Genomic DNA, 26,122 nt, shown 5'->3' on the forward strand with positions numbered 1-26,122 from the left:
GCCACTATTTTTGTTATTTAATCCTAACGTACTCGTTAGCTTTTTCCCATAAAATTCGATTCTTTTCAAACCAAGTTTCCATAAATACTGAATCCGTCCAGATGTTCCTGTCCTCAAACCCAATTCTAGGGAGTTCAGGGATTGAATCATAATCCTTGAATAGACTTAAATATACTGGTTTAGGAGGCCATGGATTTTCGTCTACAATTTTGATTATTTGTTGAAACTCTAGATAAATATCCTGATCAATTTTATTCTTATTGGCAATTATGAAATTTTTATTGCGCAACCATTCCTTTTGTCTTTGGCTATCAACAGCTAAATCTGGTATTTTGACATATCTAAATTCAGCAGGGATAACTGGCGGCCTATATTTAAGGGTGATTTTATCTGTATTTGGACTATACTGTCGTATTCTCTCTAATGAATCTTCATCAAGAAAAATCTCAAATCTATAACTGAACTGGGTGATTTGTCTAAAGTCCGCTAAATGTTGAATTGCTATGTAATACTCATAATTCTCTTTTAGCAACTCCTTTTGAAACCTATAATCTAAATTGTCTTTAAAGAATAGCTGTTGAAACAAAACCACACTAAATCCACTTGCAAGAGCGATCAATAGACTTTTAAACAAGTCAAATCTTTTTTCTCTTGATTTGTCTTTTCTTTTATCCTTACCCATCTAATATTATTTAAGCTTTACTAGAACATTGTCCAATCTGGGTCCTCTGAACCATACTGACCATTCAAAGGCGGTAGTTCACCAAATTGAATCACGTAATTTTCCAAGCGCCTGCTTTCCTCATATTTTGGACGATCATATTGAAATAGGGAAACATAGAGGTTATTCACATCAATTTTTTTCCGAATTCGGAAGAACTTTTTATTCAATGTTTTGTATCCTTTGACAACCGGCCGTTTCTGTTCCGATTTTGAGTTCTCCATAATTGTTTTTTGTAGATCACTGACCCTTTTTAGCAAAGCTTTCTTTGTGCACCCGATGTATAGAATTCCTTTGTCATCTGCTCCAAACAAGCGGCTAATCGTTCTTGGATTTGAACCATCAAAATAATAGAGTTCATACACTCCTTTTTCATAACAATCCGGATATTTCAATTTAACCTCCTTTTTGAACTCGATTTTATCCTGGTCTATTGGAATATAAGGCTGCATTTTCGATCGCTTATTGACATTTTACTCTATGAATTCTAATTCACCGCTAAGGTTTCGCACGAAACTTGTTCGCGATTATCCAATAGAAGCTTATAAGTAAGGTGGCCAATGAAAGTGATATTATTGCATAAATAATATACCTGTTAGATTTATATGGTTTAATTTTTAAAATATCATTAAATGATAATTCATAGCTTCTAATTATAGAGTCATTGTTAACTATTATCTGCTTAAGCAATTTCACTTCATCATTCCTGTTTTTCAATTCTCTTTCTTTTAACTCAAGGTGATCAAAACACATAGCCCCATATAGTACAGCAAGTCTCGTACTGTCGCCATATTTAGTTTTACTTTGATTTATAACTTCTAATGAATCGGAAATTAACTTTAAGCGCTTCTTATTTAAGTCGTCTATTCTTACCAGCTCATTTTCATAATATTCGGTAACCTCATTTATTTTGTTATACCAAATCAGATTGTCGTTTTGCCTTAAATTATTAATTTCTTCGGTTTTGGTATCCCGGTCAATTTTCAGCATCTCAATTGTAGAATATAGTACTTGATCATGCTTTTCATTACTCACCAAGCTAATTGTAATGATGATTGTGACAGCACTTGCTATCGTGGCGATGTAATTCCAATTAATGGTATGTTTCATATTTGCTTGCAGAAAGTTGGGGGCCGCTCATGTTAGACTCGATAGGCCCGCTGGTCACCTATTAATTTTAAACATTTCCATATTTAGCAATATGGAACTATATTTTCCGTAGCCTCAGTCGGCCACTTATGTGGTCTTCTTGAATAAATAATCCAACGATATTGGGGAAGGATAAGAAGATAGGGTTTTTTACTAAAAAGATTACAACTAGAAGAATATTTTCTGCATATAGTGTACCATATTTTCTTCTTCAAGCCGCCATTTGGATATGGGGCTAAAGCAAATTCAGAATTTATTTTTCCCACATTCCGGTGGAATCATCCGGAATATTCCGAAGGAGTCTGCCCAAACAATTCCTTAAATCGCTTGGTAAAGTAGGAGAGGTTGTTAAATCCTACCTGATAGGCAATTTCAGAGACGTTGCCTGCCTTTTTTTGGAGCAATTGGGCAGCCCGCTTTAATCTAAAATCCCGTACAAAATCCTGGGGCGACTGATCAATCAAGGCTCGCATTTTACGGAACAACTGTGTTCTGCTCATTCCAATTTCACCAGCCAAATCCTCTACGCTGAACGTTGAGTCATCCAGGTGTTTTTCCACGAGAGTTACCAGTTTTTCAAGAAACCGTTCATCAGCTGAGGTTACGGCAAGAGCCTTCGGTTGCAAGCTTAGTTGTCTACTGTATTTTTCGCGTAACTTTTTGCGTTGTGCGATGAGATTTTTTATCCGCGCCCTTAGCTCCTTTTTATCAAATGGTTTTACTATATAAGCGTCAGCACCGGTCTCTATCCCCTCTACCTTGGAGACTTGTGAAGCTAGAGCAGTGAGGAGTATTATTGGGATATGGCTGGTCTTTTCATCTTCCTTCAGTTTTTTGCACAGTGAGAGTCCGTCCATATCCGGCATCATTACATCACTGATGATCAAATCAGGAATTGTACGTTCTGCTATGTTAAAACCTTCAGATCCGTTGACAGCCTCCTGAATGTTATATTCCTGGTATAGCTGCTTCTTTATGTAACGTCTAACGTCGTCATTATCCTCAACGACAAGCAGTAGCGGAAGATCCTTTTTAGCAGGCTGGTCGCTCTGCACTTCGGGACTTTGATATGAAGACCTTATTCCTGTGTCCTTTGAAGCCGTTGTTATTGAACGTATTGAAACGATTTCTTTCACGTCGAAAGCTGCTTTGGCAATGGGCAACGTCAGCGTAAAAGTCGTGCCTTTGGACAGCTCGCTGTCAACGCTAATACTTCCATGATGGAGTTCAGTAAGTTCTTTTACCAATGCCAGTCCAATACCAGTTCCTGTTTTTGTGCCATTTCGGAAGGCGTCGGATTGATAGAAGCGGTCAAAGATCTTGTCCATTTCCGGACCTGACATTCCAGTTCCTGTATCCTTTACTTCAATTTTAACCGATTCACTCCCATCCTGGGTTGAATTCACAAGCGATGCCCTAAAATGAACACTTCCGTTTTCAGGAGTGAACTTGAAGGCATTGGATAATAAGTTGTTAATGATCTTTTCCAAAGCATCGCCATCAAACCAACCCATTGCAATGGCATCGGAAATGTCTGCCTGGAAAGCAATGTTTTTATGTTCGGCCCAGGAATCAAAGGAAGCAGCAATGGTTTTCAAAGAAGTGTTCAGATTATCTTCGGAGATCTGTAGCGGCAAAGTTCCTGATTCCAATTTAGCCAGATCCAATAGCTGGTTTACCAGGCCCAGGAGTTTTTCGCCATTTCTTTTCATTAACTCATAACTCTGTTTGTGCTCCGGATCTTCCGAAGGGGATGACAACAGATCCTTTAACGGGCCCAGGATCAGGGTAAGTGGGGTGCGAAACTCATGAGAGACATTGGCAAAAAAACGCGACCTGAGCTGCGCAAATTCGCGCTGCTTTTTGTTGGCCACCTCTTCGGAGCGCAACTTTGTTTTGTAGTTTCTGAACAACAGTAAGGAAATGATAAGAACCGAAAATATCCCTGCCAGCAAGAGGTTTCTTTGGGTGGTATTTTGTTTTAGCAAAGCTTCCTGGGCCATAACTTCTGCTTCTTTCAGTTCTCTTTCCGTAGTCAATAACTGAATTTGCTGGTCTTTTTTGGCAGTTTCATATTGTATCTCCCTGGCGACAATGTTTTTGTTGGCCTCATCATCAAAAATGCTGTCCTTTAGCAGCCGATACTGCTCGAGGTAGGTGAGGGCCTCGGTTTCATTTCCGATACTTCTGTGAAGCTCATATAATGCAAAGGACAGTTTGCTTTTTATGTCTTTGGAGTCAGTCAGCCGGGAAATATTCCAACCCTCCTCCAGGCTTTTCCTGGCCTCTGAAAATTCTCGTTCACGAGCCTGTAAGGAACCTAACTCGTAGAGCGAAGTCGCCAGGTTAAAATTGTCTGTTTCAATGACTTGTTTTAGTGCAATACTTTTGTTGAGAAATGAGATCCCCTCAGAGAAACTCGTCTTTCCGTGCAATACTCCCAGGCTATGGTAATTGAGGCTAAGTAAATCCTTAAAATCACTTTCCTCGGAAAGTTTGAGGCTTTTATCAAAGTAATAAAGGGCAGAATCGCGTTTTGCATACTTGTCCATCACTACACCAAGACTGTGATAGTTGGAAGCCGTGAGCCTCGCATCCCCAACTTCCTCACTATGGTGAAGTGAAGCTCTATAATATTTTAGAGCACTGGCGTAGTTCTCCATGTTTTCATAAACCCCCGCTATATTTTCAAAGCAACTGGCCAACAGGTAGTGGTCTCCTTCTTCTTCAAAGACTTCAAGAGATGCAAAAAAGTCCTTTAGTGCCAGATCAAAGTTGCTGTAGTTCCACTGGATAGTGCCCAGGTTAAAATTGACCTTTGCGACCGACAAGTAATCCCCCGCATGTTCAAAATAGGGAATGGCCGCTGTAAGATTCTTATAGGCCTTCTGATTGTCTCCTTTATACAAATAGACCGCACCGATATTTAAGTAACCATCCGCAATGCCAAGTGTATCCCCTAACTCTTGTCGGTAGGCAAAGTCTTTTTCATAATAAGAAATGGCCTTGTCATATTCGGACACCGAGGCATGTAAAAGACCTAAATTGTAATTAATATCATGTACTCCATCCAAATCCCCAATTTGATGGAACAGCTTTTGCCCTTTTTCGTAATAAAAAACACAACTGTCCATAACTCCGGTGTACAGAAAATAAGTCCCCTTGATCTTATTTGCTGAAGCCATACCGTAGACATAATCCAGTTTTGAGGCAAGTTTTGAGGCTTTTTTTGCGTAGAGGTATGATGTGTCCAGGTTTACTCCCCTGTAGGCATTGGCCATATCCAACAGCAGTTTTACTTCTGTCGAGTCCTTTTGACCATGTTCTTCAAGTACGGTGGCTAAGCTGTCTATTTTGTCCCTTAATTGGGCGCGTAGAAGGCAACAATTCAAACAAATAAGACCAAAAAGGAAGTATTTTCCCATGTTTTGTAAATGGAGGTTGTCGGCATTACCACTAAGTTAATGCTAATATCCATCCATTCAACATTTTAAGAACTTATCCATGCAGGTATCCTAAGTACCAGAAAATGGAACATCCGTGGCAAAGGAACAGCTTAGGTGCCAATACTTTTATCAATACTGTTGACATTGACAGTATTCAGTTGATAATAACCCTTAAAATTCAAAGTCATGGAAAAAAAGAATCACATTTTGGTCCTTAAAAAGTTTAGATATTTCCTATGTACAGTTTTATGTATAGCCATGGGAGCGCTATTAACATCTTGTAGTGAAGATGACGAAGGTCCGGATTGTTCCCTTCAGGGCACAAATTTGTCGGTTTCCGACATTTCAGGTAATTGGAACGCGACCACCGCAAACTTCGGGTTGGACGTGACGGGGCCGGTACAGGAAATCGATGTTGTGGCAGAAGGAGGTAGTGTTACCCTGAGCATTCAGTCAGGAGGTAGGTTTACCCTCAGTATTTCTGAACCTGGAGAGCCAAGTGACAACTCTTCCGGAAGTCTTTGTTTCGATGAAGACCTATTGATCGTCAATTTTGATGAGGATGGTCCGGATGAGTATGAGTTTTTCGCAATTCAGTTCAATTCAGGTAGCAATACCTTAACTATTGAAGGCCCCACTACTTTCGATTTTGATGGTGATGGTCAGCAGGAACCTGCGCGAGTACTTTTAGTATTAACCAGAAGTTGAATAATTGTTCGTTTTGTTCATTTCTTATGGTTTACGATAAATTACTTCTTAAATTGAACTACCTTTTTGTGTAATGCGACAGGAAACTAAGCAAATCAAAAAGGCACACCATCTAGAACTAAAGAAAATGAAAAGACGAATTATCTTTCCGCTGGCCCTGCTATTCACTTTTTTAACCCAAGGTCAATCTACAAAAGAATGGATCCCATTGTTCAATGGGAAAGACTTAAAGGAATGGAAGGCCAGTGAAAATCCAGGTACCTTTTCCGTCGTAGACGGGACCATTAAGGCTGCCGGTCCACGTGCTCATTTGTTCTATCAGGGAGAGTTGCAAAATCACGAATTCAAGAATTTTGAGTTCAGGTGCCAGGTAAAAACCATGCCAGGATCCAACTCAGGAATTTACTTTCATACCAAATATCAGGAAGAAGGGTGGCCCAGTAAAGGTTATGAAGTGCAAGTAAACAATACTCAAGAGGACTGGAGGCGAACAGGCAGTCTGTACGGCATTATAGATACCAGGGAAACTTATGTTAAAGATAATGAGTGGTATACCGAATCTATCACCGTGACGGATAAGCGTATTGTTGTGAAAATAAACGACATTGTCATTGTAGACTACACTGAGCCTGAAGATCCGGTTCGTGGCGAAGGCGGTAAGGCCAGAATATTGTCTCAGGGCACCTTTGCCCTTCAGGGGCATGACCCGGGCAGCACCGTTTTCTACAAGGATATTGAAGTAAGGATCCTTGAATAATCCCACGTAGTTTCCATCACCAAAAAGAAAAAACTAATTTAAAATTGCCCACAGTGTCAACTAAAAACCAATCTCAAAAATCTCGAAGAAAATTTATCAAGAATAGTGTAATAGCGTCTTCTATTTTTATAGTACCACGCCATGTACTAGGTGGTCAGGGATACCTTGCCCCAAGTGACCGTCTTCATTTGGCTGCTATTGGCGCCGGTGGTAAGGGAGCTAGTGATATAGCCAACGCTTCTGTCAATGGCAGAGAGCGGGTTGTGGCCTTGTGCGATGTAGATTTTTCAGGATCAGCCAAGAGATCTGTGGAACGATTTCCTAAAGCCAAGTTATACGATGATTACCGCAGGATGTTGGATAAGCAGAAAAACATTGATGCGGTAACAATATCCACTCCAGACCACGTGCATGGCCCGGCCGCAAAGGCTGCTATGGAACGGGGCATTCATGTCTACGTTCAAAAGCCTTTGACACACAATATTCGTGAGGCACGTATTCTTACCGAATTGGCTCGCGAGAAAAAGGTGGTCACCCAGATGGGCAATCAAGGCGGTTCCAACCCATTATTAAATATGGTTCAGGATTGGGTCGATTCTGATAAACTTGGAAAGATCGCCAAGGTCCAGGTCTGGACCAACAGACCTGTCTGGCCGCAGGGTTATGCTATGCCGGAACCGGATGCCACCCAAAAGCCGGAGGCACTAAAATGGGATCTTTGGTTAGGGCCTGCATCCGAAAGGCCTTATACCCCAAACCTCCATCCCTTTAATTGGAGGGGCTGGTGGGACTACGGTACAGGCGCCCTGGGTGATGTAGGTTGTCATTTGATCGATATCCCCTTCAGAACCTTGGGCCTGAAATATCCAACGGATGCCGAGTGCAGCGTAGGTTCCGTATTCACACAGATGTGGACCCCTGATTATCACCCTGAAGGTGCTCCGGCAACGTCTTTTATTACCCTGCATTTTGAGGCAACAGACAAGAGCAAAGCACCTATTGAAATGACCTGGAGTGATGGAGGCATAAGACCCTCTCATCCGGACATCATACCCTCAGAATATGGTATTGGTGGCACCAATAGCGCCAATGGAGTGCTTATTATCGGTGAAAAAGGTATTATCTCAACAAATATCAATGATAGTTCTCCCTTGATGCCAAAGTTGTTCCTGAACGATGGTACCATGGAACTCGGCCCTGAGATTGAGGATAATGAAGAACCGGAATATGGGCATCAACGCAAGTGGGTGGACGCCTGTAAGGCCGGATTTGATAGCGAAGAACACAAGGGCCTTACCTCATCTTTCGACTATGCAGGGCCTATGACAGAGACTGTTTTGATGGGCAATCTGGCGATACGAAGCTATATGCTAAGACGGGAACTCCAGGAAGGGCAAATGGAGTTCTTTGGTAGAAAAAAGCTGTTATGGGACGGTGAAAATATGCGGATCACCAATCTGGAAGAGGCGAATCAATTTGTAAGCAGGGAGTATCGCGAAGGCTGGAAAATGTAACTTGCTAAACACAGGTCCGTGTAATGAGCTATTGACCTGACGCTCGGGTCAGCCCGGACGAGTAATCCCGAATGCCTGATATGAAGTCCATTACCTTCTTAATCGTTCGAATGAGGTTGGAAACCCTTCAAAGATCAGTCTAAAAACTTCTATATTCTGAGTCTAAATATTTGTTCGCTTCTTTTTCCGTGAACGCTCCTTGCTCCGCATTCCAATGAAGTGTTTTACCCGGAAAACGTCCGGCTATTACACCCAATAGTATGGTTTCTGTCAGTTTTGAAGCATACGAAAAAGGCGCGGTACAGGTATCTTTTCCCAGGCATGCATCAATAAACTGATGATAGTGTTTTGGACCTTCCGATTCATAATTACGTATCGGTTCGCCCATATCATACGTACTGTGCACCTGTGATATCTCTTTGGAAATGTCTACATATTTTCCATCGACGATTTTCCTTGGCAATTGCATAAAATGAGGCAACAAGAGACGTCCTTGTTCACCGACAAACATCGCTCCTTGTTCTGGTAATTCCCCCTCTTGAGCTTCTTTGGCATTCAAGGACATTTTATCCTCCATCGACTGCTCTCTTTTATCTGACATGCCGTCTTTTTCTGAAATCGATCCGGGTAATTTTAGATCCTCATGCATTTTAGGAACCCCCGGGCCATCATACCAGATCCATTTCAGGCTCTTCGCGGTGTATTCTGTACCCGGAAATTCGTATGTGACCGTATTATTCTCCGGATACGCAAATCCATTGGGTTCTCTACATTCGTTTTTAATGGTGAGCGGTACATCTAAAGCAAGCGCATTATACGGAGTGTCAAAAATATGCACCCCCATATCTCCTAAGGTTCCACAACCATAATCCACTAATTTTCTCCAGTTACCAGGATGGTAGTAGCCCTTTTTATAAGGTCTTTCCTGGGATGTCCCCAACCAAAGATTCCAATCTAAACTATCGGGAACAGGGTCACTTCCCTGTGGAGTTGGACCATTGTATCCCCAATTTTTGGGGGACCATGCATGAACCGTATGAACTTTGCCGATAATACCCGATTGTATGAGCAACGTAGCCAATTTATAATCATAAAAGGAATGAACCTGTATACCCATCTGGGTTACCAGATTCATTTCCTCAGCTAGTTTGCGCATAACCCTTGCTTCAGTAACATGATGTGTCAAGGGTTTCTGGCAGTAAACCGGTTTGCCCATCTTCATTGCCGTTATCGATGCCGGAGCATGCGTATGGTCTGGGGTTGAAACTATTACCGCATCGATCTTATCACCCATGGTCCGTAATAATTCCCTGTAGTCGGAAAATGTCTTGGCCTCAGGGAACATTTTTTTGGCGGCCTTAAGGTAATTGGAGTCTACATCGCAAAGCGCGGTAACTTTCACTTGACTATGAGAAGAAATTGCCTTTAAGTCCTCAAATCCCATATTACCTACCCCTATGTGTGCTGTTCGGACCTCATTTAGTGTATTGTACGGCCATGCCCACGAAGGCAAAATAGTGAGCGATGAAACTGAAAGTATGGACTTTAGAAAATCTCTTTTGTTCATAATCGAAGTAGTTATAGTTTTTTAATTTTTGTATCCTTAAACCATATGGGGCTGGCATGGTCTTGCAATCCAAACTGGTTCCTAAAGTTAATATATTGATGGTTAGCTGGTTAAAAAGATTGGATTTTTTCAATTTCCTACTTCCTTTATCACTATATCGTGACGTATAGTTCTCCCTTCCAGAACCTCTTTTCTACTTCTTTTTAGAGCTGGTTTTACTCTTCACTATGCCTTATCTCGTCAAATGGAGAGTTTTTATTCTTCCTGAAATCGAAGCTGCCATAGAAGAACAGTCGCAAAGTATGATTAAGATTGTAAACATTACCTGCAGCGAGTTGCTGATAGACCATCATATATCCACAATCCACTTTCCAATTCTTATTTAATTTATGCTTTATGCCAACAGTCAACCTGTTCTGGTTAAAGGTATTAAAGACCACATCTTCACCAAAATTAAGGTGTATTTCATTGGCTAATATTAATTCTGTGGGTCCGTCCTGTTTAAAGGGAAATCCGGCACTGACCAGAAATCGAAGGCGGTTGACAAAAAAATCGTCGTTTAAGGATTGACCATCCATCACATTGTTGAAAAAGCGTTGCTCTATTCTAATCCTGAATAAGGCGTTCAGCTTTTCATAGCGTCTGGATAAACTTAACTGCTGGTAAATTCTATTCTCGTTTTGGAAATTGTCCCAGTCACCGGTTGGAGTCAACCAAAGGTGCGCATAACCCGCTGCTAACCGTAGATTAGCATTTAAATAGTACTGGCCGCCAAAACGAAGGAAGTAGAAATTCGGGTCCGCTACAAAATTGTTTCTGCGAATATGAATATCATTCAATATGGCCCAACGACTGGCAATTCTGAATAGATTATTGGTTGAAATCCAAAATTGAGCATTTTCATTTACCACTCTTTCAGGTAACTCCTGACCATAAGATGAGGGACCTGACAAAAACAATACTAAGGCTGCAGCAATAACGAAAGATCTCAACTGAATTAATTTGAAGCAGCAAATTTAGTAGTTGCCGATATATCTTTTCATCGTTTCAACGAAAAAGCTTTCTCCTTTCCCGATATTTTGACATATCAAATCGACATCAATAGGCCATACCACATCTATACCATGCACATTTTGACATCCGGTAGCATCGTCATCGATAATGATGAACTGATCTTTATTCATTCTTTGGTTTTTTCAAAATGAAACAATACCGCTCGTGAATCGGGTGAATCAAACAGGAACTCACCATTAGCATTTTCGGCGATCACTTTTTTCTCCATCGCAATCGCATCGAATCGGGTGACAGTCCAGTTTCCTTCTGGAAGAAATGCATGAATATCTTTAACGGCCATATTCGTACCGAGCAAAAAGGCGTCTTGTCCCGCGTGCATGGCCCTGAAGTCCTCGCTCACCTCATAGAATATAGCCGTCCTGGAACCAGGAAAGCCTTTCTTGTAGCTCACATCGGTGGCGAAACTTGGTTCCATTTTCCAAAATCCGATATTTTCATCTATCTGTTGACGGAACCATCTGAGGTTATCAGCGGAAGTGTGCTCTTCGGCGCTGAAGTTACCAGAGAAGTAATGGCCCTCTTTGGATGACGGGTGCTTATAAGCAGTAGAACCATAACCCCCACCCAGGAACGCACCTAAAATGGCTTCAATTACATCACCTTCTGTCCAACCATCTCCTGCTCCCTCATAGGCTAACTCGTCATTGAAAACGGGTTTGCGATCTCCTATCCAATAGTTAAGGTTATTGCAGTCCGCTGAATTTTTAATGTATTTCATTTTGTTTTGGATGATGATATGATCGTTCCAGTCATCCGGAATGTTTAGCCGATGATGCCAGTGACCCTGGTCAGCATGGACACTCAGTGGAAGGTTGTATGGCATTAAATCTCTGGTCACCTCTCCTACCTGAACCATATATCCCGGTGTAAATTTTGGCTTTCTTATATCGTATTCATTGGAGAGGCAAAGCCATACATTTGGATAACTTCCATACCTGGCGATAATGTATTTCAGAAATGGTTTATAATCTCCTCCATTTTCACCAGCGCGCAAGGGTGATCGCGCATTTTCAGAATCAGGACCATTCATAATCACGTCGGCAATCACATCACTGTCATAGCAGGTTTTTACCGCCAGGTCAACACGCTCCATAAACCACTCAGGGTTGGGGCGGTGACCAAAATCCCCATTATCCGTAGGTTTTCCAGAAGAATCAAGGAAGGGCTTCTCCGTGGGATGTGGATAGATATCTCCGGTAATGGCAAACCTCAGTTTATTAAAATATGCCGCACTTTGTACGGCATCATCCAGAATATTTCCACCTGTAGGTTCAAGGTTCTTCTTCGTCTCCGACAAAAACGAATACATCGTATTCCCAATGATATAGGGGTGCGATCCGTCAGACCTTTTGTACCATCGCTGACCTTTGGATTCCGCATCTACAGACCAAAAGCCGGAATGATCGGAAGAACTACATTCTAGTGTATAACCCTGTTGTTGGCCTTCCAGCTTTATGTCATTGGAAGTGACTTCCGCGAGCATCCATTTGCCCGGTTTGGTCGGGCAAAACCGTACCTTGAATACATCGCCTGAGGCTCCTCCTTTCCCATCCCCATCATAGAATCCATAAATTTTGTAGGACGGTTCCCCGCTTTCATGGACCCATTTTGTGACTAATTCTATGTCCCTTACAGGGTTGTCTGTAGCCTTATACTGCGATCCGTTGAACTGAAGTTCCACCACTTCATATTGGCGTGCTTCCTGGCCAAAAGAGACATCAATAAAAATGAGCAGTAATCCCAAAAACAGATATTTGGTTCTACAGATGACCTGGTAGATGGCTTTTCTCATATTAAACGAAATTTGGGTTTATTGTATGAATCATCGGTTTGCCGGATAGCCCTTGGATGATATTATGTGCACATATCTCGCCCATTTTTTTTCTTGTTTCCATAGTCGCAGATCCTATATGTGGTGTGACCACCACATTGCTCATAGACAATAGTGGGTTATCGGACCTCATGGGTTCCGGATTGGTCACATCCAGTCCGGAACCCGCTATTTCCCTTTGGTTTAAGGCTTGGATGAGGTCCTCTTCGACATGGATACCCCCTCTGGCCGCATTAATGAAGAATGCGGTAGATTTCATTCTTTGAAACGTCTGTTTATTAAATATTCCTGCGGTGCGCTCCGTAATCGGGCAATGAGCAGAAAGAAAATCACTACTTTCAAGCAGGTCTTCCCAACTCACATACGCTGCACCTAGTCTGTCTTCCACTTCCTCGTTTCGATTCCTGGAATTATAAATGATCTCCATATCAAAGCCTAGTCTGGCCTTTTTAGCTACAAGACTGCCAATCCGTCCCATCCCGAATATTCCGAGTGTCTTTCCCGAAAGATCTGTACCTAAATGCTTCATCGGATCAAAATGTGTCCATTCTCCACGTCTTATGGCCTGATTGGCCGATAGGATATTCCTTGAACACGCCAGCAGTAGCGCTATGGTTAATTCGGCCGTTGAGTTACTCAAAACCTCGGGAGTATACCCTATAGGAATCCTTCTTCTATTCGCCTCAGAAAGATCAATATTTTCAAAACCTACTGCGTAATTGCTGATCGCGCGTAATTGAGGACATGATTTAAAAAAGAAGGCATCAAGCTTGTCTCTTACAAGACTGATCAATGCACAGGCCTCTTGACAATTTTCAATGACCTCTTCTTGAGAAGGTCTTCGATCCTCCTTCCATTTTTTCGTTCTCAAACCAGCTTCTTCCAGTAGCTGGAAAGTTACCGGATGAACAGGACCTGAAATGAAAACTACTCCGTCCATTCTAAAACTACTATAGATGTTTCAGCGCCTCTCCTGCCCTGCAAAACCTGTTTCCCCGCTGTGTAATGCACTGACTCCAGATCATCTTTAGCACTAAGCTTGTACTTGAGTTTATAAACATCTGTTGATTCCGGTATTCTGAGCCTAAATAATCAAGGTATTCACAAATTTCTTTTTCCGAATAGTTTGTTTGAGCTATTTCTCTGGCCCAGTTCCTTATTCTTTTTAGTTTTAACTGGTTATCAGTCTCTAATTTAAAATCAATAATTCTTTTGACATCATTTTGATCAGATAAAGTGGGAAATTGATTTAATATAGTGCAACAAGCATGGAATTAGGAGAATCCTTCTCCTCAAATAGTGATTTTTAGTTGTTTTAATTAAGGGAATACAGCTATCGTCTGAATTTTGATTTAAAACAACAGCATTGTCCCTTGATGTTAGTTCTGAATTTATAAAGTTCAAAAAAAACCACTATAATAAGGCTACACTGATTTAGACCAAAAAATGAGTGAAGCCAAATTGAAAAGATCCATTTCCTTGCCCGTATTATTTCTCTACGGTTTGGGCACCATGGTTGGAGGTGGTTTCTATGCCCTTTCTGGAAAAGTAGCAGGCATGGCTGGAATGGCGGCCCCTTTATCATTTTTACTGGCCGGTCTTTTGGCCTTTTTAAACGTATTCACCTTTGCGGAGCTTTCATCGCGATACCCCGCAAGCGCAGGTGAAGCCAAATATGTGTATAAAGCTTTCGGGAGTTCCTTGTTCTCCGGTCTTATCGGGTGGATGGTAATCCTTACCGGTGTGGTGTCCGCGGCCACTCTCTCGGTAGCTACCATTACTTTTTTTCAGGAGCTGGTAATCGTACCAGAGGCGTTGGGACTAATTGTGCTTGTTGTACTGATGGGACTTATATGTGCATGGGGAGTGGGGGAATCCGTAAAGGCTGTTATGGTAATTACCATTATTGAAGTGGGAGCTCTCTTTTATATTTTCTTTTCAAAGGGAGAAAACCTGTCCCGAATCTCTGATATTCTTCTTGACCTTAACCCCCAGTCTATGGATGGCTTTCCACTTTTTGGGGTAGCATCCGGGGCATTTTTGGCATTTTATGCCTTTATCGGTTTTGAGGATATGGTAAATATGGCCGAAGAGGTAAAGCAGGTGAAGACCAATTTGCCCAAAGCTATGATATGGGCAGTGTTGGGGACCACTTCATTATATGTGTTAGTGGCAGCGACCATGGTCACAACCGTCGATCCGGCTGAACTTGCAGAAGTCAATGCTCCCTTGGCCAAAATAATAGAGGGTGACGGCCATGTGGTGAGCAGGATTTTTGTCATAATAAGTATGCTTACAGGAATCAATGGGGCCTTAGTTCAAATAATAATGTCATCAAGGGTACTGTATGGACTGGGGAAGGAGAAAAGGGCTCCAAAGCTTCTGGCTAAAGTGCACCCGAAAACCAAGACTCCTATACGTTCGACTGTTTTGGCCACAGCTATTGTCCTGGCCCTTAGCTTGTTCTTTCCCCTGGTAGGATTGGCAGAGGCGACCAGTTTTCTTATCCTGGTTATTTTTTCTGTATTGAATGTGGCCCTGATCATTATAAAAACCCGGGGAGACGCGGTGACGAAGGATAGCAAGATATATCCCATTTGGTTGCCCTATGTGGCATTAGTAGGTTGCCTTGGGATCCTAAGTTTTAAAATAATGGGTTAAGGTGTGCTTTCTTTTACAAACCATCCTCTTACCCACCCATTTGTCGAACGGCAATCATTTATTCCAACTTTTCAGATCCCGGATATTTATAATTCATAACTTCTTTATAATGATGATGCCCACATAATCCAGGGTGTTGCAAGCAGGAAGATTGCGGTATTCAGCACCGTGATTACAGCACCTTGTTTATAGATATCCCTTGATGGTAAAAAGCCACTCCCGACGAATAAAACATTGGAACTGGAAGCCTGGGGCGTAATCGCGGCAAATAAATTGGTAGCGAACGAGAGCATAAAAGCCATTAGTGCAGCGGGTACTCCGGCACTGACGGCTACTTGTAAAAAAACAGCGTACAATGCAAGCAAATGCGCTGTCTGACTCACGAACAGATAGTGTATCACAATATACAGTATTATAAGCAAGATGTAAACACTAACCCAATGATAGCCACCTAGATAGGTTGCTAACTGAGCGCCAAGGATCTTCATAAACCCCATATCGTTCAATGCCGTACTCATCATATACAAAATGGCAAACCATACATATGTTTCGAGCGCATCACCAGCACCTTGCCGGATATTTTCAATAGTGTATACATTGGCCAATATAAGGACCGATAATCCTAGAAAGGCCACAATAGCCAGATTGATATTCAATACCGGAGAAAAAGCCCAAAGGAGAATCATGCCCAAAAATGTACTGCCCATGATCCATTCCTGTGTGCTCAGAGGACCCATTTCCTGCAGTCCCTTCCTTGCCATTTCGGGTGCTTTTGGTGTATATTTATTTTCAGGTGGAAACAGTTGGTATAATACGAAGGGAATGGCTATAAGTGCGATAATACAGGGAACCGAAGCCACAAAGGCCCAATTCCCAAAATTCATATTTACCCCAAATTCGGCAGCAATTCCGGCACCTACGGGATTGGCTGCCATACCGGTTAGCCATAGGGCAGAACTTATAGTTTGACTGGCTACGTACGTCATCATTAGATAAGTTCCAGTTCGCTTTCTCCGTTCAGGGGTGGGTAGAGACCCGGTGTCCAGGGACAAGGCATGGACTATGGGATACATGATTCCCGAGCGAGCCGTGTTGCTAGGGATAGAAGGTCCAAGAATGGTATCTGTAACCACAAGGCAATACCCCAAATTTAAGGTCGACTTCCCAAACCGTCGAATGAGCAGAAAGGCTATCCGCCTTCCCAATCCCGATTTAATGACTCCCTTTGCGACCAAAAAGGCTGCCAATATCAGAAGAATAAAACTTTCGGAAAAACCGGAAAAAGCTTTTTCGGGTGGAAGGACCCGTAACATGACAACTGCTACCAAGGCAATAACAGATGCCGTAAAAATAGAAAGGGCCTCAAGTAAAACGCCTATGATAGCTGTAATAAAGATGGCAAATAAGTGCCAGGCATCCGGAGAAATATTCCAGGGAATTGGAAGATGCCAGATTACTATACCAATTGCCAGGGTGATAATTCTTTTTATCCAAAGTGATTTCTGATGGTTTTTTGATGGTTCTTCCACTGATGTTCGCCTCTTTTGGTTTGATTAAGTTCTAACTTTTTCCGTGTACAGAAATCAATATTTTCCTGGTTTGATCATCTAATCTTTTATCTGAACTTTCCCAACGATTTTTGTAGGCTTCTTAACGCTTTAAGTCATTCAATCCTTTATGATTTTCAAATGACTATTTGAGCCGGTCATTTGCCATTGACCCAAGGACATCGGGATATTTCCAATCTCATTTAGGGTATCAAAAAAATCTTTCAAAACAAAGGGCTTGTTTTGAGACTCCTGTATTCTGGCATATTCAGCCATCGTATTTTCCATTAAGTATTTGCCGGTAATATAACTTGTTCCATATCCTGGTTGACGTAAATACAAATGTTGCTCAAAAATGAGTAGCTCTTTTTCCGTTTTCATCCAACCCCTGGGTGTATATTCACTATGAATACCTCCGGCTTCTTCCATGGTCATTTCATTGGCATGGGCATATAATGAGCCTAAACCCCTGGCAGCACGTTGTGCAATCATGATGTATACAATCTCTTTGGTTCTTGGGCTATCATCATACAAACCAGCTTGCATAAACATTTCTTCAACCGCGGTAGCTACTCCTTCATTTCTTGAATCGAAAATATTGTACAACAAAGGTCCTCTTCTAATTTCACTCTTCCGAGGCTCATTGTCCATGCGCGCCAATTCAAACCAATGGTAAAAATGTGAGAACAGAGGTCTGGGGTCGTAATGCTGGCCAATCCTGAAAAAGTTTCGCTTCTCCCGGGGGATATACTCACCCAAATGCTCGCGCAAAGCCGGGTCAAAATACGGTTTCACGCTAAGGATGTCTTGTTGGTCTAAAAAGTCCATCAGGCTTTTAGCGGCCGCATCGGCCATTTTATTATAGGCTTCCGGGGATTTTGCATCAACCAACTCCGGTAGATTTCTATTTCGGTGTTCTTCTAATTTTAAGGAAGACCAGGCACGGGCGAGTTCCCGTTTCAGGATCATCACTTCGTCCTCCCAGGTCAAAGGCACCAGGTGTACATTTTGCAAATACCAGGTATAATTCTCTTTGCCAATTCCTGAAGGACCCGTTTTTGATTTGGATTCAGCATCTAACCAGAAAGCCAGGTCTTTTGTGGACACAAAGGCTTCATCAATAAGCCTCAACAATTCGGCATCATCCTGAAGTGATGCTTCTTCTTTCAGTTTTTCCAGATCCTCAACCTGAGTCCGAATGTCTCTGATTCCAGCCACCCAAAGATCTTTGGCATTTCCGGTTAGATTTTTCTTTGCCTGAGTATTGAGCGGGGCAATAACTTTCAGGTCTGTCATAAGCCGCTGCCTTTCTTCTGTTGACAAGGGAAAGGTATAGGTCCATAGTTCGGTTGTACTGTGATGCGTAGGGCCTTCGTGAGCCGGCACATCACTTCTATAGGTCCAAACCGATTTATAGAATGCAGGATCACGAATCCAGGGCTTTAATACGCGGTGGTTAAAGTCGTAGCCGTTCATCTCCGCCCACACGATCATCCAGTCTACCCTATTTTCAACCGGCCAATTCGCAGTATCTATTTTCTTTAGGCTTTCCTGCAATTCGATAAACCGTGGCCATCGTTTTTCAAAAGTTTGTACCGTATAGTCTGGAACCCCATCAAGGAGAGGTGGTTTTTCAAATGTTCTCCATTCCCTGAATAAAGCAACCAATTCCGGATAATCATTAGACGTGAAGTTTTCTGTTTTAGTTTGTTCTTCCTTGGCTCTTTCTTTCTTATTAGATTGGCAGCTAATGAAAAGTGCAAGCAAAAGAGGAAAAATGAAGGTATTTGCTCTCATATTTTTTCGGGATAAATTCAGGCTGGCCGCAATGAAGATTAACTTATTTTTAGAAATGTAAAATACAATCCTAGACTACCAAAATAGCGTTTAATCAGGGTATTTGATCATCTAATATTAATTCGAATCCTTAATTTGAACATAGCTACGATTTCAGCATGGCAGATGTTTAGAATTTTCAGTATTCCCCGTGCTAACCTTACTTATTCCAAAACCGTTTGAACCCCATTTTCCAAAGAATAAAGCGCGTCAATCTCGCTTTGCGACAGCGCCTTGTTGTAAATGGATAAATCGTCCATAAGTCCAATATAGCTTAGTCCTAAAAAGATGTTGGACCGATCTAATTCCCAACTAAAGGGATCGGTAATATTGGCTCTGGTTCCCTTTAATTCACCGTTTATGTAAAGGGAAGCTTCGCCTTTTTCAGTATTCAATCCGGAAAAATTGATAAGTATATGTGTCCATTCCCCTTTGGCAAAAGGAGGGTCTTTCACGGGTACCAGTTGTGGAAGAAACAGATCTTCCTCGTCTTCCAATCCTTCGGGGTTCCAGATATTTCGATCTCCGATCATCCCCAATCTGAAATCCCTGGGGTTATTTTGAGTAAAATCTACCCAAATGGCAGCATCGTTATAAGTAACGTCCGTAATTTGAATGGGATCACAGTAGCCAGGTTCCAAATCGGTGGCTGGGTCAAGACTTAACCAAAAAGAAATGGCGCCATTCCAGTTCTTCTCACTGTATGCTATGTTTCCGGCACTGGGATAGTAGATATATCCTTTGCTACGCTCTGTAAATTGGAGCCCATCACCGTATTTGCCCTTTCCCTTCTGGCGACTAATATCCGCCTTGTGCAGGCCAACTTTGGAAGAATCGAGAGCGCTTCTGTCAGCAACCGTATACATCAGGGAATCTCCAACCGAAAAATCGGCATTGACCCCGGTATCAAAAGAGGCATAAAAGGTAAGTGCCTCCTTTAAACTGTCCGCTACTGTCATTTCTTTAACCTCCTCTTTTTTGACATTTTTCTCTTTACAGGAGGTTAATCCTATAATACATAGCAGAACGATTACTGCAATGTATTTTGCTAGATAAATTTTGTTCATGGGTAAACGTGTTCAAAATGATCCGACTCCTAAAGTAGACAATTAATACATATCGTAATAAGAATATATAACAATTGAGTCCGAAGTATTCAATAGTGCCATAATTAGAATCTTAAATCGAACTAGCTGTAATGTAGTTGACACCATTAACACCGCGTCCGCGGCCATCTATAACCAAAAATGCAGCAACTAACTTCTCAGATCCAAGATCATAAGCGACACTATTCTCCTATCATCTGGCACTAAACTCCTAGTTTCCGGATGGGCTTACGGATAGCTTTGTCTACTGAATTAGGATCAAAAAATGTTCCCCGCAATTAAATAATAGCTAAGAACATTATGATGAAAAAAAGAAACATTTCCATTTTGTGGATAGTATTATTCGCTTTTATGGCATGTTCCACAAACAGCGAAGAGGAAGAAATGCAGCAAGTTCTCGAAGAGATAATTGACCCTGCCCTGGTAGGTACCTGGTCTGGGGAAATATCAGGTTCCTTTGGCGATGCAACCGCAACGTTCATATTGAAAAGTGATGGTAAGACAGATCTGACTGTGGAGGAGGGCTCATCGAACTATTGTCCGATACCCAATCTGAGATGGTATGTGCTGGGCACCAATTTTAAGATGCAAGGTAATGATCAATGCCATGGTACATTGGTCAATTTCAATGCACCCTACTCCAAAACAAAGCTGGTGGGCAACTGGAGCGCTTCAAGTGGAAATAGCGGTTCGTTTACCCTAACCAAACAATAGTGTCCGTTCGTTTAATGAGGTATTTAGGTTATAAAAGCTAATATGGCTAAAACATTGGGTTTAGCATCAGTCGTTTATTTGAACTATTATGGGTCTTCATCACAGTTGTCCATCTACAAATCCACAAATTTGGACTCTTTGATGGCTACATATTGGTGTTAAGAAGTGTTAGGGCAGATCCTGCTATGCTATCATTCTAGGGCTACGGAGAGAAATCTGGTTTTAAACTTATTATCAACTGATATTCAATTTTATTTCCAATTTCGAAAATTACAGAGTCTTTAGCCATTCATTCATTTTCTCGTATAACCGATATGGCTATTTCACCCTCGTCTGTACTGGTCACAATATCCAGGAGCCCCTCTTCTGCCATGAGTGAGAGTGGCTCACCGTATACTCCTGTAACGGGATTTAAGGTTTGGATTTTAAAGCTACCCTCTCCGGTCCTCAATTTTAAGTTCACGTTTTCGGTCCCTACGGTTCTTAGATAAATGGCATAAACGTCCTTACCGTCCGATAGCATATAAGGGATTAGACCCTTAGAGTTTTCAATACGTTCCGAATCCGGTCTGAGTGTTTGCAGCTCAAAACCGTGAAGAAAATCGGATAAAGTCTTTAATTGTTTTCTCAATGCTTTACTGCCACCGCCCGGCGCCTCGTAAATTCCTGTTCCGTCTTCAAAACCCTCATAAAATGAATAGTCCAAATTATTATAAAGCCCTCCTCCACTGAGCATAAACCGCCAGGCCTGCCTTCTATATACCTTATCTTCAGAACCTGCAAAGCCAGACTCGTCAAAACCGATAAGCTTATTGTAATGATAGTTCCAACTGACGGCCTCTGGCCAGGCATAATGGAAGTTAAGGATATCAATAGTATCATCTACTTCGGGAATGGGTGCTTTAAAATTGGTATAATTCTGCGCAATTAAATGCTTTTTCGGCAAATCATTTTCAGTTGTCCTTATCTCAGCAGCCACCCGTTCCTGCCATCTTAAGGACGCTTCATTGGCTAAATCGGCCTTTAGAGTCCAGTTAATGGAATCTAATTCTTCCTTGTTTACTATATTATATACAGCAACCCCAAGATCCGCCCAGGGTTCGTTCTGGATTTCGAAAAAGAAATTGTCAAATTCATTGAGTTCAACTGCCATTTTTTTCACGAAAGCAAGTTGGTAATCCAGAAGCGATTGGTTGTCCAGAGTGTGAGCTTCCAAACGGCTTATCCTATCCGTAATATTGATATTATTCTTTGGGTTTTGAGGTATAATATCCCAATGCTCGTCGCGATAAATTGAAGAAAACAAAGTAACCTCAACAATTATATTATGTTTTGCCGCTTCGGACATAAGATCTTTTAACCGTTTAAAATAGTCCTCGTTCCAGGTAGCCAAATCGTACTTGAATTCTCCGGGAGAATCCGAAGATACAATTGCCCAGGGTGTAATGCGTTTGTCTTTTTCGGGAGCCAGGGTATTCTGTTGAATACCAAAACTCTCTCCCTGAATTTCGTAATAGGTTCCTGTGAAAATCCGGGTGTAATTCATGCCCTCGGCTGCAAGGGTCTCTAAGTATTTTTTATAATCAAATTCAAGGTTGATCAAGGCCCCATAATGCTCTGCAGAGGTAATCAGCACATGGGCCTTTCCTTTGAACAAAAAGTAATGAGGGTTTTCAGGATGTAATTGAATCGGGCCATTAGTAGGAATATCGCTAGTCGTTTCCTTTTTCTGTGTTTCACAGGAAATCAACACCATCAATATTAAAAGGCAAAGAGATTTTCTTATCATGAGCATGGAGTTTTGACCATATCCAATATGATATGTGGACGCTTTGAAATTATGATCTTTCTGTGCATGCTTATGGGATTTTTTCATTTTCCAATGACGCTTTTAGATACTATTTTATCCACAATGATAGGGAATAAATAGACTTGAGGGCTTCAAATGATAAAATCGGACAAGTATTGGAAAAATGAATGGGGTTTAGGTCATTTGGAATAGACTAGATTTAATAAGATCAAATGGGTGCCATGGCTGGAATATCAAATTCTAAATCGGGTTTTATTATCTATCTGTGTGTTGGATATTACCTCATCATGGCGGTCCTGGCTCCCGGCTTCTTTACCTTGAACAATACGATGAATCTATTGTTCAACCTATTGCCATTATTGATCATCGCGATTGGGCAAACCTATGTAATGCTCACCGCTGGCATTGATTTATCGGTAACCTCCATTGTAGCTATGTGCAGTGTGTTAGGAGGTTTTATGATGAGCAGTGATACTGGACTTTTTCAGTCGGAATTCGCAGCCATACTGTTCGGAATATCGACTATGCTGCTAGGAGGTGCTCTTATTGGAACCATCAACGGCTTCGCAGTGGCAAAATTAGGCATGCCGGCATTTATGGTAACCCTCACAACAATGATATTATTCAGCGGTTTAGCCATATGGCTTACTCAATCCCAAAACCTGTACAATTTACCCGAGGCTTTTATTGATATGCCCTATACTTCTTTACTTGGTATTCCTATACCAGTATATGTGGGGTTATTGGTAGTGCTTGTTGCCTATTTTTTGTTGAACAGAACGATTTTCGGAGAATGGATATATGCGGTTGGGGCAAATACCAAAACCGCAAAGATTTCCGGGGTCAACGTTCCAAAAACTATCGTCCTGGTCTATGTGTTTAGCGGTTTGTGTGCGGCGGTTGGGGCCATATTATATACCGCTAGATTGGAAACCGGTTCTCCCGTCATGGGCCAGAACATCCTTCTGGATGTCATAGGAGCGGTAGTTATAGGGGGCACCAGTTTGTTTGGTGGAAAAGGAAAAATAGCATGGACTTTTTTTGGTGCACTTTTTATGACGCTGTTGGATAACAGCCTCAATCTTTTGAATCTATCTTTCTTTATCATCATGGTGGTCAAAGGAAGTGTTATTCTAGGCGCCGCGATTCTGAATACTGTTTTGGAAAAATCCTTAAAAGCTACTTAGGATGTTGCTAAAGATGAACAAAATATCCAAGAGCTTTGGTGAAGTAGCCGTACTGAAAAGTATTGACCTTAAACTGGAAAAAGGCCAGTTGCTGGGATTGGTAGGGGAAAATGGCGCCGGAAAATCAACACTGATGAATATCCTGGGTGGTCTTTTCGCTCCAAGCCGCGGAACAATGGAATTGAATGCAGAACCCTTTATTCCTAATTCACCAAATGATGCCCTGAAAGCGGGTATTGCCTTTGTGCATCAGGAGCTAAATCTGTTCACCAATTTAACAGTTATGGAGAATCTATTCATTTCAGATTTTCCAAAAAAGAGCATGTTGGGGCTTTCCTTTTTGGACCGGAAAAAAGCCATTCGAAAGACCGATGAACTTCTATCCGAAATGGGGCTTTCCATTTCCCCACTTGCCAAGGTAGACCAACTAACGGCGGCCCAGCAGCAATTACTGGAAATCACTAAGATCCTGAACAACTCCCCACAAATCATCATTTTTGATGAACCAACTACTTCACTGACCAGATATGAAACAGAAAAGCTTTTCTCATTAATCAGGAAATTAAAAGCAGATGGTACTGGCATCATTTATATAAGCCATAATCTGGAAGATGTGATGTTGTTGGCAGATCAGATAATGGTACTTAGAGATGGTCAACTGATCTGTCAGGAGGACAAAACTGCCCTTAGCATTCCAAAATTGGTCAAAGCTATGGTCGGTAGAGACCTGGACCAGTACTTTCCGAGCAGAACTACAATGCCTGCTGAGGAAAATTTGTTAGAAGTGAAGCATTTGTTCGGAGGACTGGTGCAGGAGGTCTCTTTTTCGATAAGGAAACAAGAAGTCCTTGGATTTTACGGCTTGGTCGGCGCAGGGCGTTCAGAGCTAGCCCGTTTACTTTATGGTTTGGACCCATTTACAAGCGGGAATATCCGTTGGAAACGGAACAAAATATCAAAACCTAGTCCTACCAAATGGGTGCATGAGGGAATGGCTTTTCTAACTGAGAACAGAAGGGAAGAAGGTCTGATGATACAACAGTCCATAGAAAAAAATATTCAACTTGCCGGACTAACAAAAGAGCGTAGCTTAGGGAATCTTATCCCCAAGCAGATAATCAAGAATAAGGTCAGGCAACAAGCCAATGCCAATAAGATTAAGTATCATGATATTTCACGACAAGCAGTTGCCACACTTAGTGGTGGTAATCAACAAAAAGTGGTTCTCGCTAAATGGTTATTGTTAGGTCCGGAGCTATTGATATTGGACGAACCTACCAAGGGTATTGATATTGGAGCCAGACATGAAATTTACACTTTGACCAACAATTTGGTTAAGGCCGGTTCCAGTATTCTTTTGATATCGTCTGACATTGAAGAGTTAATAGGGCTATGTGATCGAATTTTGGTGATGAGCGAAGGTCGGTTAACCAAGGAGTTTCAAAAGGGTTCCTTTGACCGGTCGAACATATTAGCGGCGGCATTACATGGCCAGGAAAAAGATGAAAAGCGATAAGGATGAAGTGGATCTTGAACAAAAATATGCAGCGCCTCCTCGACAATTCTACAATGGTCCTATTTGCGTTGACCGTTCTCTTTTTTAGTTTGCTGTCTCCAGAGTTTTTTTCCTTTAATAACTTTTTCAACATTCTGGTGCAGGGAGCCGCACTCGCGATTTTGGCCACCGGTATGACGTTTGTATTATTGACTGCCGGCATTGACCTATCTGTAGGCTCTATCATGTTCCTGGTAGGGGTGATTTCCGGAAAAATGGTCGTTTCGGGGTTGCCCTTGTGGTTTGCCGGTGTTATCGTACTAGGCATTGGTCTTGCATTTGGGTTTGTAAATGCCTTGTTTATTTTTCGATTAAAAGTAATTCCGTTTATCGTTACCCTGGCGACTTTCTACGCAGGGCGTGGTCTGGGACTTTTAATTTCGGATACCCGGGCCATTAATTTACCTGAATCACTTCTAAAATTAGGATCCGGTAAAATCTGGGGTATTCCTGTTCCCATTCTCCTGATGTTGATTGTAGTCTTCCTGGCGTACTTCATCCTGACCAGAACGAACTTTGGAAAGCACGTTTATGCGGTAGGTCATGACCCTGAGAAATCGAGAAAAGCGGGTATTTCAGTGAATAGGGTTTTATTGAAAGTGTATTTGATCTGCGGTTTCTGTGCGGCATTGGGCGGTCTTGTGGCAATCTCACAACTAGGGGCCATTTCCCCTACTTTTGGGTTACAAAGTGAGTTTATGGCCATAGCAGCGGCCATTTTGGGAGGAACCAGCCTGTTTGGCGGGCGCGGTAGCGTGTTCCCCGGTACCCTGATCGGGGTCCTTTTGATTCAGTCCATCCAAAATGGATTGGTCATGATCAACGCCGACCCTTATCTGCATCCGCTGATTACAGGAAGCATTATTTTCTTAATTGTCATGATAGACAGCTTGCAAAACATGCGAAGAAAAAAAGCTAAAAAACTGGGATTGAATTAAA

The 26,122-nt window shown here is 41.9% G+C and carries 21 protein-coding genes; 8 read left to right on the forward strand and 13 right to left on the reverse strand.

From position 1 onward, the window contains the following. Positions 1-13: 13 nt before the first annotated feature. The 4 genes from GTQ38_RS01215 to GTQ38_RS01230 all read right to left on the reverse strand — a co-directional run bounded on the left by GTQ38_RS01215 (position 14) and on the right by GTQ38_RS01230 (position 5,295). Positions 14-682: a hypothetical protein gene (locus GTQ38_RS01215; protein WP_161433401.1), complete on the reverse strand. Its 669-nt coding sequence runs from the start codon at positions 680-682 to the stop codon at positions 14-16. Between the two features lie 20 nt (positions 683-702). Continuing rightward, on the reverse strand, positions 703-1,173 hold the full coding sequence (locus GTQ38_RS01220) for a hypothetical protein (protein ID WP_161433402.1): 471 nt from the start codon (positions 1,171-1,173) through the stop codon (positions 703-705). A 46-nt stretch (positions 1,174-1,219) separates the two neighbouring features. Then, a complete protein-coding gene (locus GTQ38_RS01225) occupies positions 1,220-1,831 on the reverse strand; it encodes a hypothetical protein (RefSeq protein WP_161433403.1) in 612 nt (203 codons plus the stop codon). A gap of 317 nt (positions 1,832-2,148) precedes the next feature. Then, the gene (locus GTQ38_RS01230; protein ID WP_161433404.1) at positions 2,149-5,295 is read right to left on the reverse strand and encodes an ATP-binding protein; all 3,147 of its coding nucleotides are present in this window, start codon (positions 5,293-5,295) and stop codon (positions 2,149-2,151) included. Between the two features lie 207 nt (positions 5,296-5,502). On the opposite strand from GTQ38_RS01230, the gene GTQ38_RS01235 reads away from it, so the two are divergent. From GTQ38_RS01235 to GTQ38_RS01245, 3 genes are all read left to right on the forward strand, one after another. Next, positions 5,503-6,024, forward strand: coding sequence for a hypothetical protein (locus GTQ38_RS01235; RefSeq protein ID WP_161433405.1), 522 nt, complete (start codon positions 5,503-5,505; stop codon positions 6,022-6,024). Between the two features lie 127 nt (positions 6,025-6,151). After that, on the forward strand, positions 6,152-6,781 hold the full coding sequence (locus tag GTQ38_RS01240) for a 3-keto-disaccharide hydrolase (RefSeq protein ID WP_161433406.1): 630 nt from the start codon (positions 6,152-6,154) through the stop codon (positions 6,779-6,781). 53 nt (positions 6,782-6,834) lie between these two features. Then, entirely contained in the window at positions 6,835-8,295 is a 1,461-nt protein-coding gene (locus GTQ38_RS01245; protein WP_161433407.1) for a Gfo/Idh/MocA family protein, read from the forward strand. 139 nt (positions 8,296-8,434) lie between these two features. Here GTQ38_RS01245 and GTQ38_RS01250 read toward each other — a convergent pair whose 3' ends face one another. The 5 genes from GTQ38_RS01250 to GTQ38_RS01270 all read right to left on the reverse strand — a co-directional run bounded on the left by GTQ38_RS01250 (position 8,435) and on the right by GTQ38_RS01270 (position 13,707). Then, entirely contained in the window at positions 8,435-9,862 is a 1,428-nt protein-coding gene (locus GTQ38_RS01250) for a Gfo/Idh/MocA family protein (protein WP_161433408.1), read from the reverse strand. A 215-nt stretch (positions 9,863-10,077) separates the two neighbouring features. Beyond that, positions 10,078-10,854, reverse strand: coding sequence for a DUF2490 domain-containing protein (locus tag GTQ38_RS01255; RefSeq protein ID WP_161433409.1), 777 nt, complete (start codon positions 10,852-10,854; stop codon positions 10,078-10,080). A gap of 24 nt (positions 10,855-10,878) precedes the next feature. After that, positions 10,879-11,046, reverse strand: a complete 168-nt coding sequence (locus GTQ38_RS01260; protein WP_161433410.1) for a hypothetical protein — start codon at positions 11,044-11,046, stop codon at positions 10,879-10,881. Beyond that, positions 11,043-12,728, reverse strand: a complete 1,686-nt coding sequence (locus tag GTQ38_RS01265; RefSeq protein WP_161433411.1) for a DUF5060 domain-containing protein — start codon at positions 12,726-12,728, stop codon at positions 11,043-11,045. Before GTQ38_RS01265 ends, GTQ38_RS01260 begins: the two co-directional genes overlap by 4 nt. A 1-nt stretch (position 12,729) precedes the next feature. Further along, positions 12,730-13,707 carry a 2-hydroxyacid dehydrogenase gene (locus tag GTQ38_RS01270; RefSeq protein WP_161433412.1) on the reverse strand — a complete coding sequence of 326 codons (978 nt, stop codon included), beginning with the start codon at positions 13,705-13,707 and terminating at the stop codon, positions 12,730-12,732. A gap of 506 nt (positions 13,708-14,213) precedes the next feature. Between GTQ38_RS01270 and GTQ38_RS01275 the strand changes: the two genes are divergently transcribed. Beyond that, positions 14,214-15,428, forward strand: coding sequence for an APC family permease (locus GTQ38_RS01275; protein WP_161433413.1), 1,215 nt, complete (start codon positions 14,214-14,216; stop codon positions 15,426-15,428). Between the two features lie 104 nt (positions 15,429-15,532). On the opposite strand, the gene GTQ38_RS01280 is transcribed toward GTQ38_RS01275, so the two are convergent. The 3 genes from GTQ38_RS01280 to GTQ38_RS01290 form a co-directional block, all read right to left on the reverse strand. After that, entirely contained in the window at positions 15,533-16,957 is a 1,425-nt protein-coding gene (locus tag GTQ38_RS01280; protein WP_161433414.1) for a DASS family sodium-coupled anion symporter, read from the reverse strand. 138 nt (positions 16,958-17,095) lie between these two features. Further along, positions 17,096-18,772 carry a hypothetical protein gene (locus GTQ38_RS01285; RefSeq protein WP_161433415.1) on the reverse strand — a complete coding sequence of 559 codons (1,677 nt, stop codon included), beginning with the start codon at positions 18,770-18,772 and terminating at the stop codon, positions 17,096-17,098. Positions 18,773-18,975: 203 nt separating this feature from the next. Further along, positions 18,976-19,878: a LamG domain-containing protein gene (locus tag GTQ38_RS01290; RefSeq protein ID WP_161433416.1), complete on the reverse strand. Its 903-nt coding sequence runs from the start codon at positions 19,876-19,878 to the stop codon at positions 18,976-18,978. A gap of 339 nt (positions 19,879-20,217) precedes the next feature. Between GTQ38_RS01290 and GTQ38_RS01295 the strand changes: the two genes are divergently transcribed. Next, a complete protein-coding gene (locus GTQ38_RS01295; RefSeq protein WP_161433417.1) occupies positions 20,218-20,631 on the forward strand; it encodes a hypothetical protein in 414 nt (137 codons plus the stop codon). 289 nt (positions 20,632-20,920) lie between these two features. On the opposite strand, the gene GTQ38_RS01300 is transcribed toward GTQ38_RS01295, so the two are convergent. Further along, complete coding sequence (locus GTQ38_RS01300) at positions 20,921-22,420, reverse strand: hypothetical protein (RefSeq protein ID WP_161433418.1); 1,500 nt, start codon at positions 22,418-22,420, stop codon at positions 20,921-20,923. 242 nt (positions 22,421-22,662) lie between these two features. Here GTQ38_RS01300 and GTQ38_RS01305 point away from each other — a divergent pair, with 242 nt between their 5' ends. Genes GTQ38_RS01305 through GTQ38_RS01315 form a run of 3 tightly spaced genes read left to right on the forward strand, consistent with a single transcriptional unit; the run spans position 22,663 to position 26,121 of the window. Further along, a complete protein-coding gene (locus tag GTQ38_RS01305) occupies positions 22,663-23,628 on the forward strand; it encodes an ABC transporter permease (protein WP_161433419.1) in 966 nt (321 codons plus the stop codon). 13 nt (positions 23,629-23,641) lie between these two features. Then, a complete protein-coding gene (locus GTQ38_RS01310; RefSeq protein ID WP_161433420.1) occupies positions 23,642-25,144 on the forward strand; it encodes a sugar ABC transporter ATP-binding protein in 1,503 nt (500 codons plus the stop codon). A gap of 26 nt (positions 25,145-25,170) precedes the next feature. Further along, on the forward strand, positions 25,171-26,121 hold the full coding sequence (locus GTQ38_RS01315) for an ABC transporter permease (protein WP_161433421.1): 951 nt from the start codon (positions 25,171-25,173) through the stop codon (positions 26,119-26,121). Position 26,122: the final 1 nt, after the last annotated feature.

Origin of the sequence: Poritiphilus flavus, from assembly GCF_009901585.1 — a bacterium.
GTDB classification, from domain to species: domain Bacteria; phylum Bacteroidota; class Bacteroidia; order Flavobacteriales; family Flavobacteriaceae; genus Poritiphilus; species Poritiphilus flavus.

Bases quoted from the DNA above. Each gene is read 5' to 3' on its own strand.
- GTQ38_RS01215 (WP_161433401.1), bottom strand. From the start codon at position 682: ATGGGTAAGGATAAAAGAAAAGACAAATCAAGAGAAAAAAGATTTGAC.
- GTQ38_RS01220 (WP_161433402.1), bottom strand. From the start codon at position 1,173: ATGCAGCCTTATATTCCAATAGACCAGGATAAAATCGAGTTCAAAAAG.
- GTQ38_RS01225 (WP_161433403.1), bottom strand. From the start codon at position 1,831: ATGAAACATACCATTAATTGGAATTACATCGCCACGATAGCAAGTGCT.
- GTQ38_RS01230 (WP_161433404.1), bottom strand. From the start codon at position 5,295: ATGGGAAAATACTTCCTTTTTGGTCTTATTTGTTTGAATTGTTGCCTT.
- GTQ38_RS01235 (WP_161433405.1), top strand. From the start codon at position 5,503: ATGGAAAAAAAGAATCACATTTTGGTCCTTAAAAAGTTTAGATATTTC.
- GTQ38_RS01240 (WP_161433406.1), top strand. From the start codon at position 6,152: ATGAAAAGACGAATTATCTTTCCGCTGGCCCTGCTATTCACTTTTTTA.
- GTQ38_RS01250 (WP_161433408.1), bottom strand. From the start codon at position 9,862: ATGAACAAAAGAGATTTTCTAAAGTCCATACTTTCAGTTTCATCGCTC.
- GTQ38_RS01260 (WP_161433410.1), bottom strand. From the start codon at position 11,046: ATGAATAAAGATCAGTTCATCATTATCGATGACGATGCTACCGGATGT.
- GTQ38_RS01265 (WP_161433411.1), bottom strand. From the start codon at position 12,728: ATGAGAAAAGCCATCTACCAGGTCATCTGTAGAACCAAATATCTGTTT.
- GTQ38_RS01270 (WP_161433412.1), bottom strand. From the start codon at position 13,707: ATGGACGGAGTAGTTTTCATTTCAGGTCCTGTTCATCCGGTAACTTTC.
- GTQ38_RS01275 (WP_161433413.1), top strand. From the start codon at position 14,214: ATGAGTGAAGCCAAATTGAAAAGATCCATTTCCTTGCCCGTATTATTT.
- GTQ38_RS01285 (WP_161433415.1), bottom strand. From the start codon at position 18,772: ATGAGAGCAAATACCTTCATTTTTCCTCTTTTGCTTGCACTTTTCATT.
- GTQ38_RS01290 (WP_161433416.1), bottom strand. From the start codon at position 19,878: ATGAACAAAATTTATCTAGCAAAATACATTGCAGTAATCGTTCTGCTA.
- GTQ38_RS01295 (WP_161433417.1), top strand. From the start codon at position 20,218: ATGATGAAAAAAAGAAACATTTCCATTTTGTGGATAGTATTATTCGCT.
- GTQ38_RS01300 (WP_161433418.1), bottom strand. From the start codon at position 22,420: ATGATAAGAAAATCTCTTTGCCTTTTAATATTGATGGTGTTGATTTCC.
- GTQ38_RS01305 (WP_161433419.1), top strand. From the start codon at position 22,663: ATGGCTGGAATATCAAATTCTAAATCGGGTTTTATTATCTATCTGTGT.
- GTQ38_RS01310 (WP_161433420.1), top strand. From the start codon at position 23,642: ATGAACAAAATATCCAAGAGCTTTGGTGAAGTAGCCGTACTGAAAAGT.
- GTQ38_RS01315 (WP_161433421.1), top strand. From the start codon at position 25,171: ATGCAGCGCCTCCTCGACAATTCTACAATGGTCCTATTTGCGTTGACC.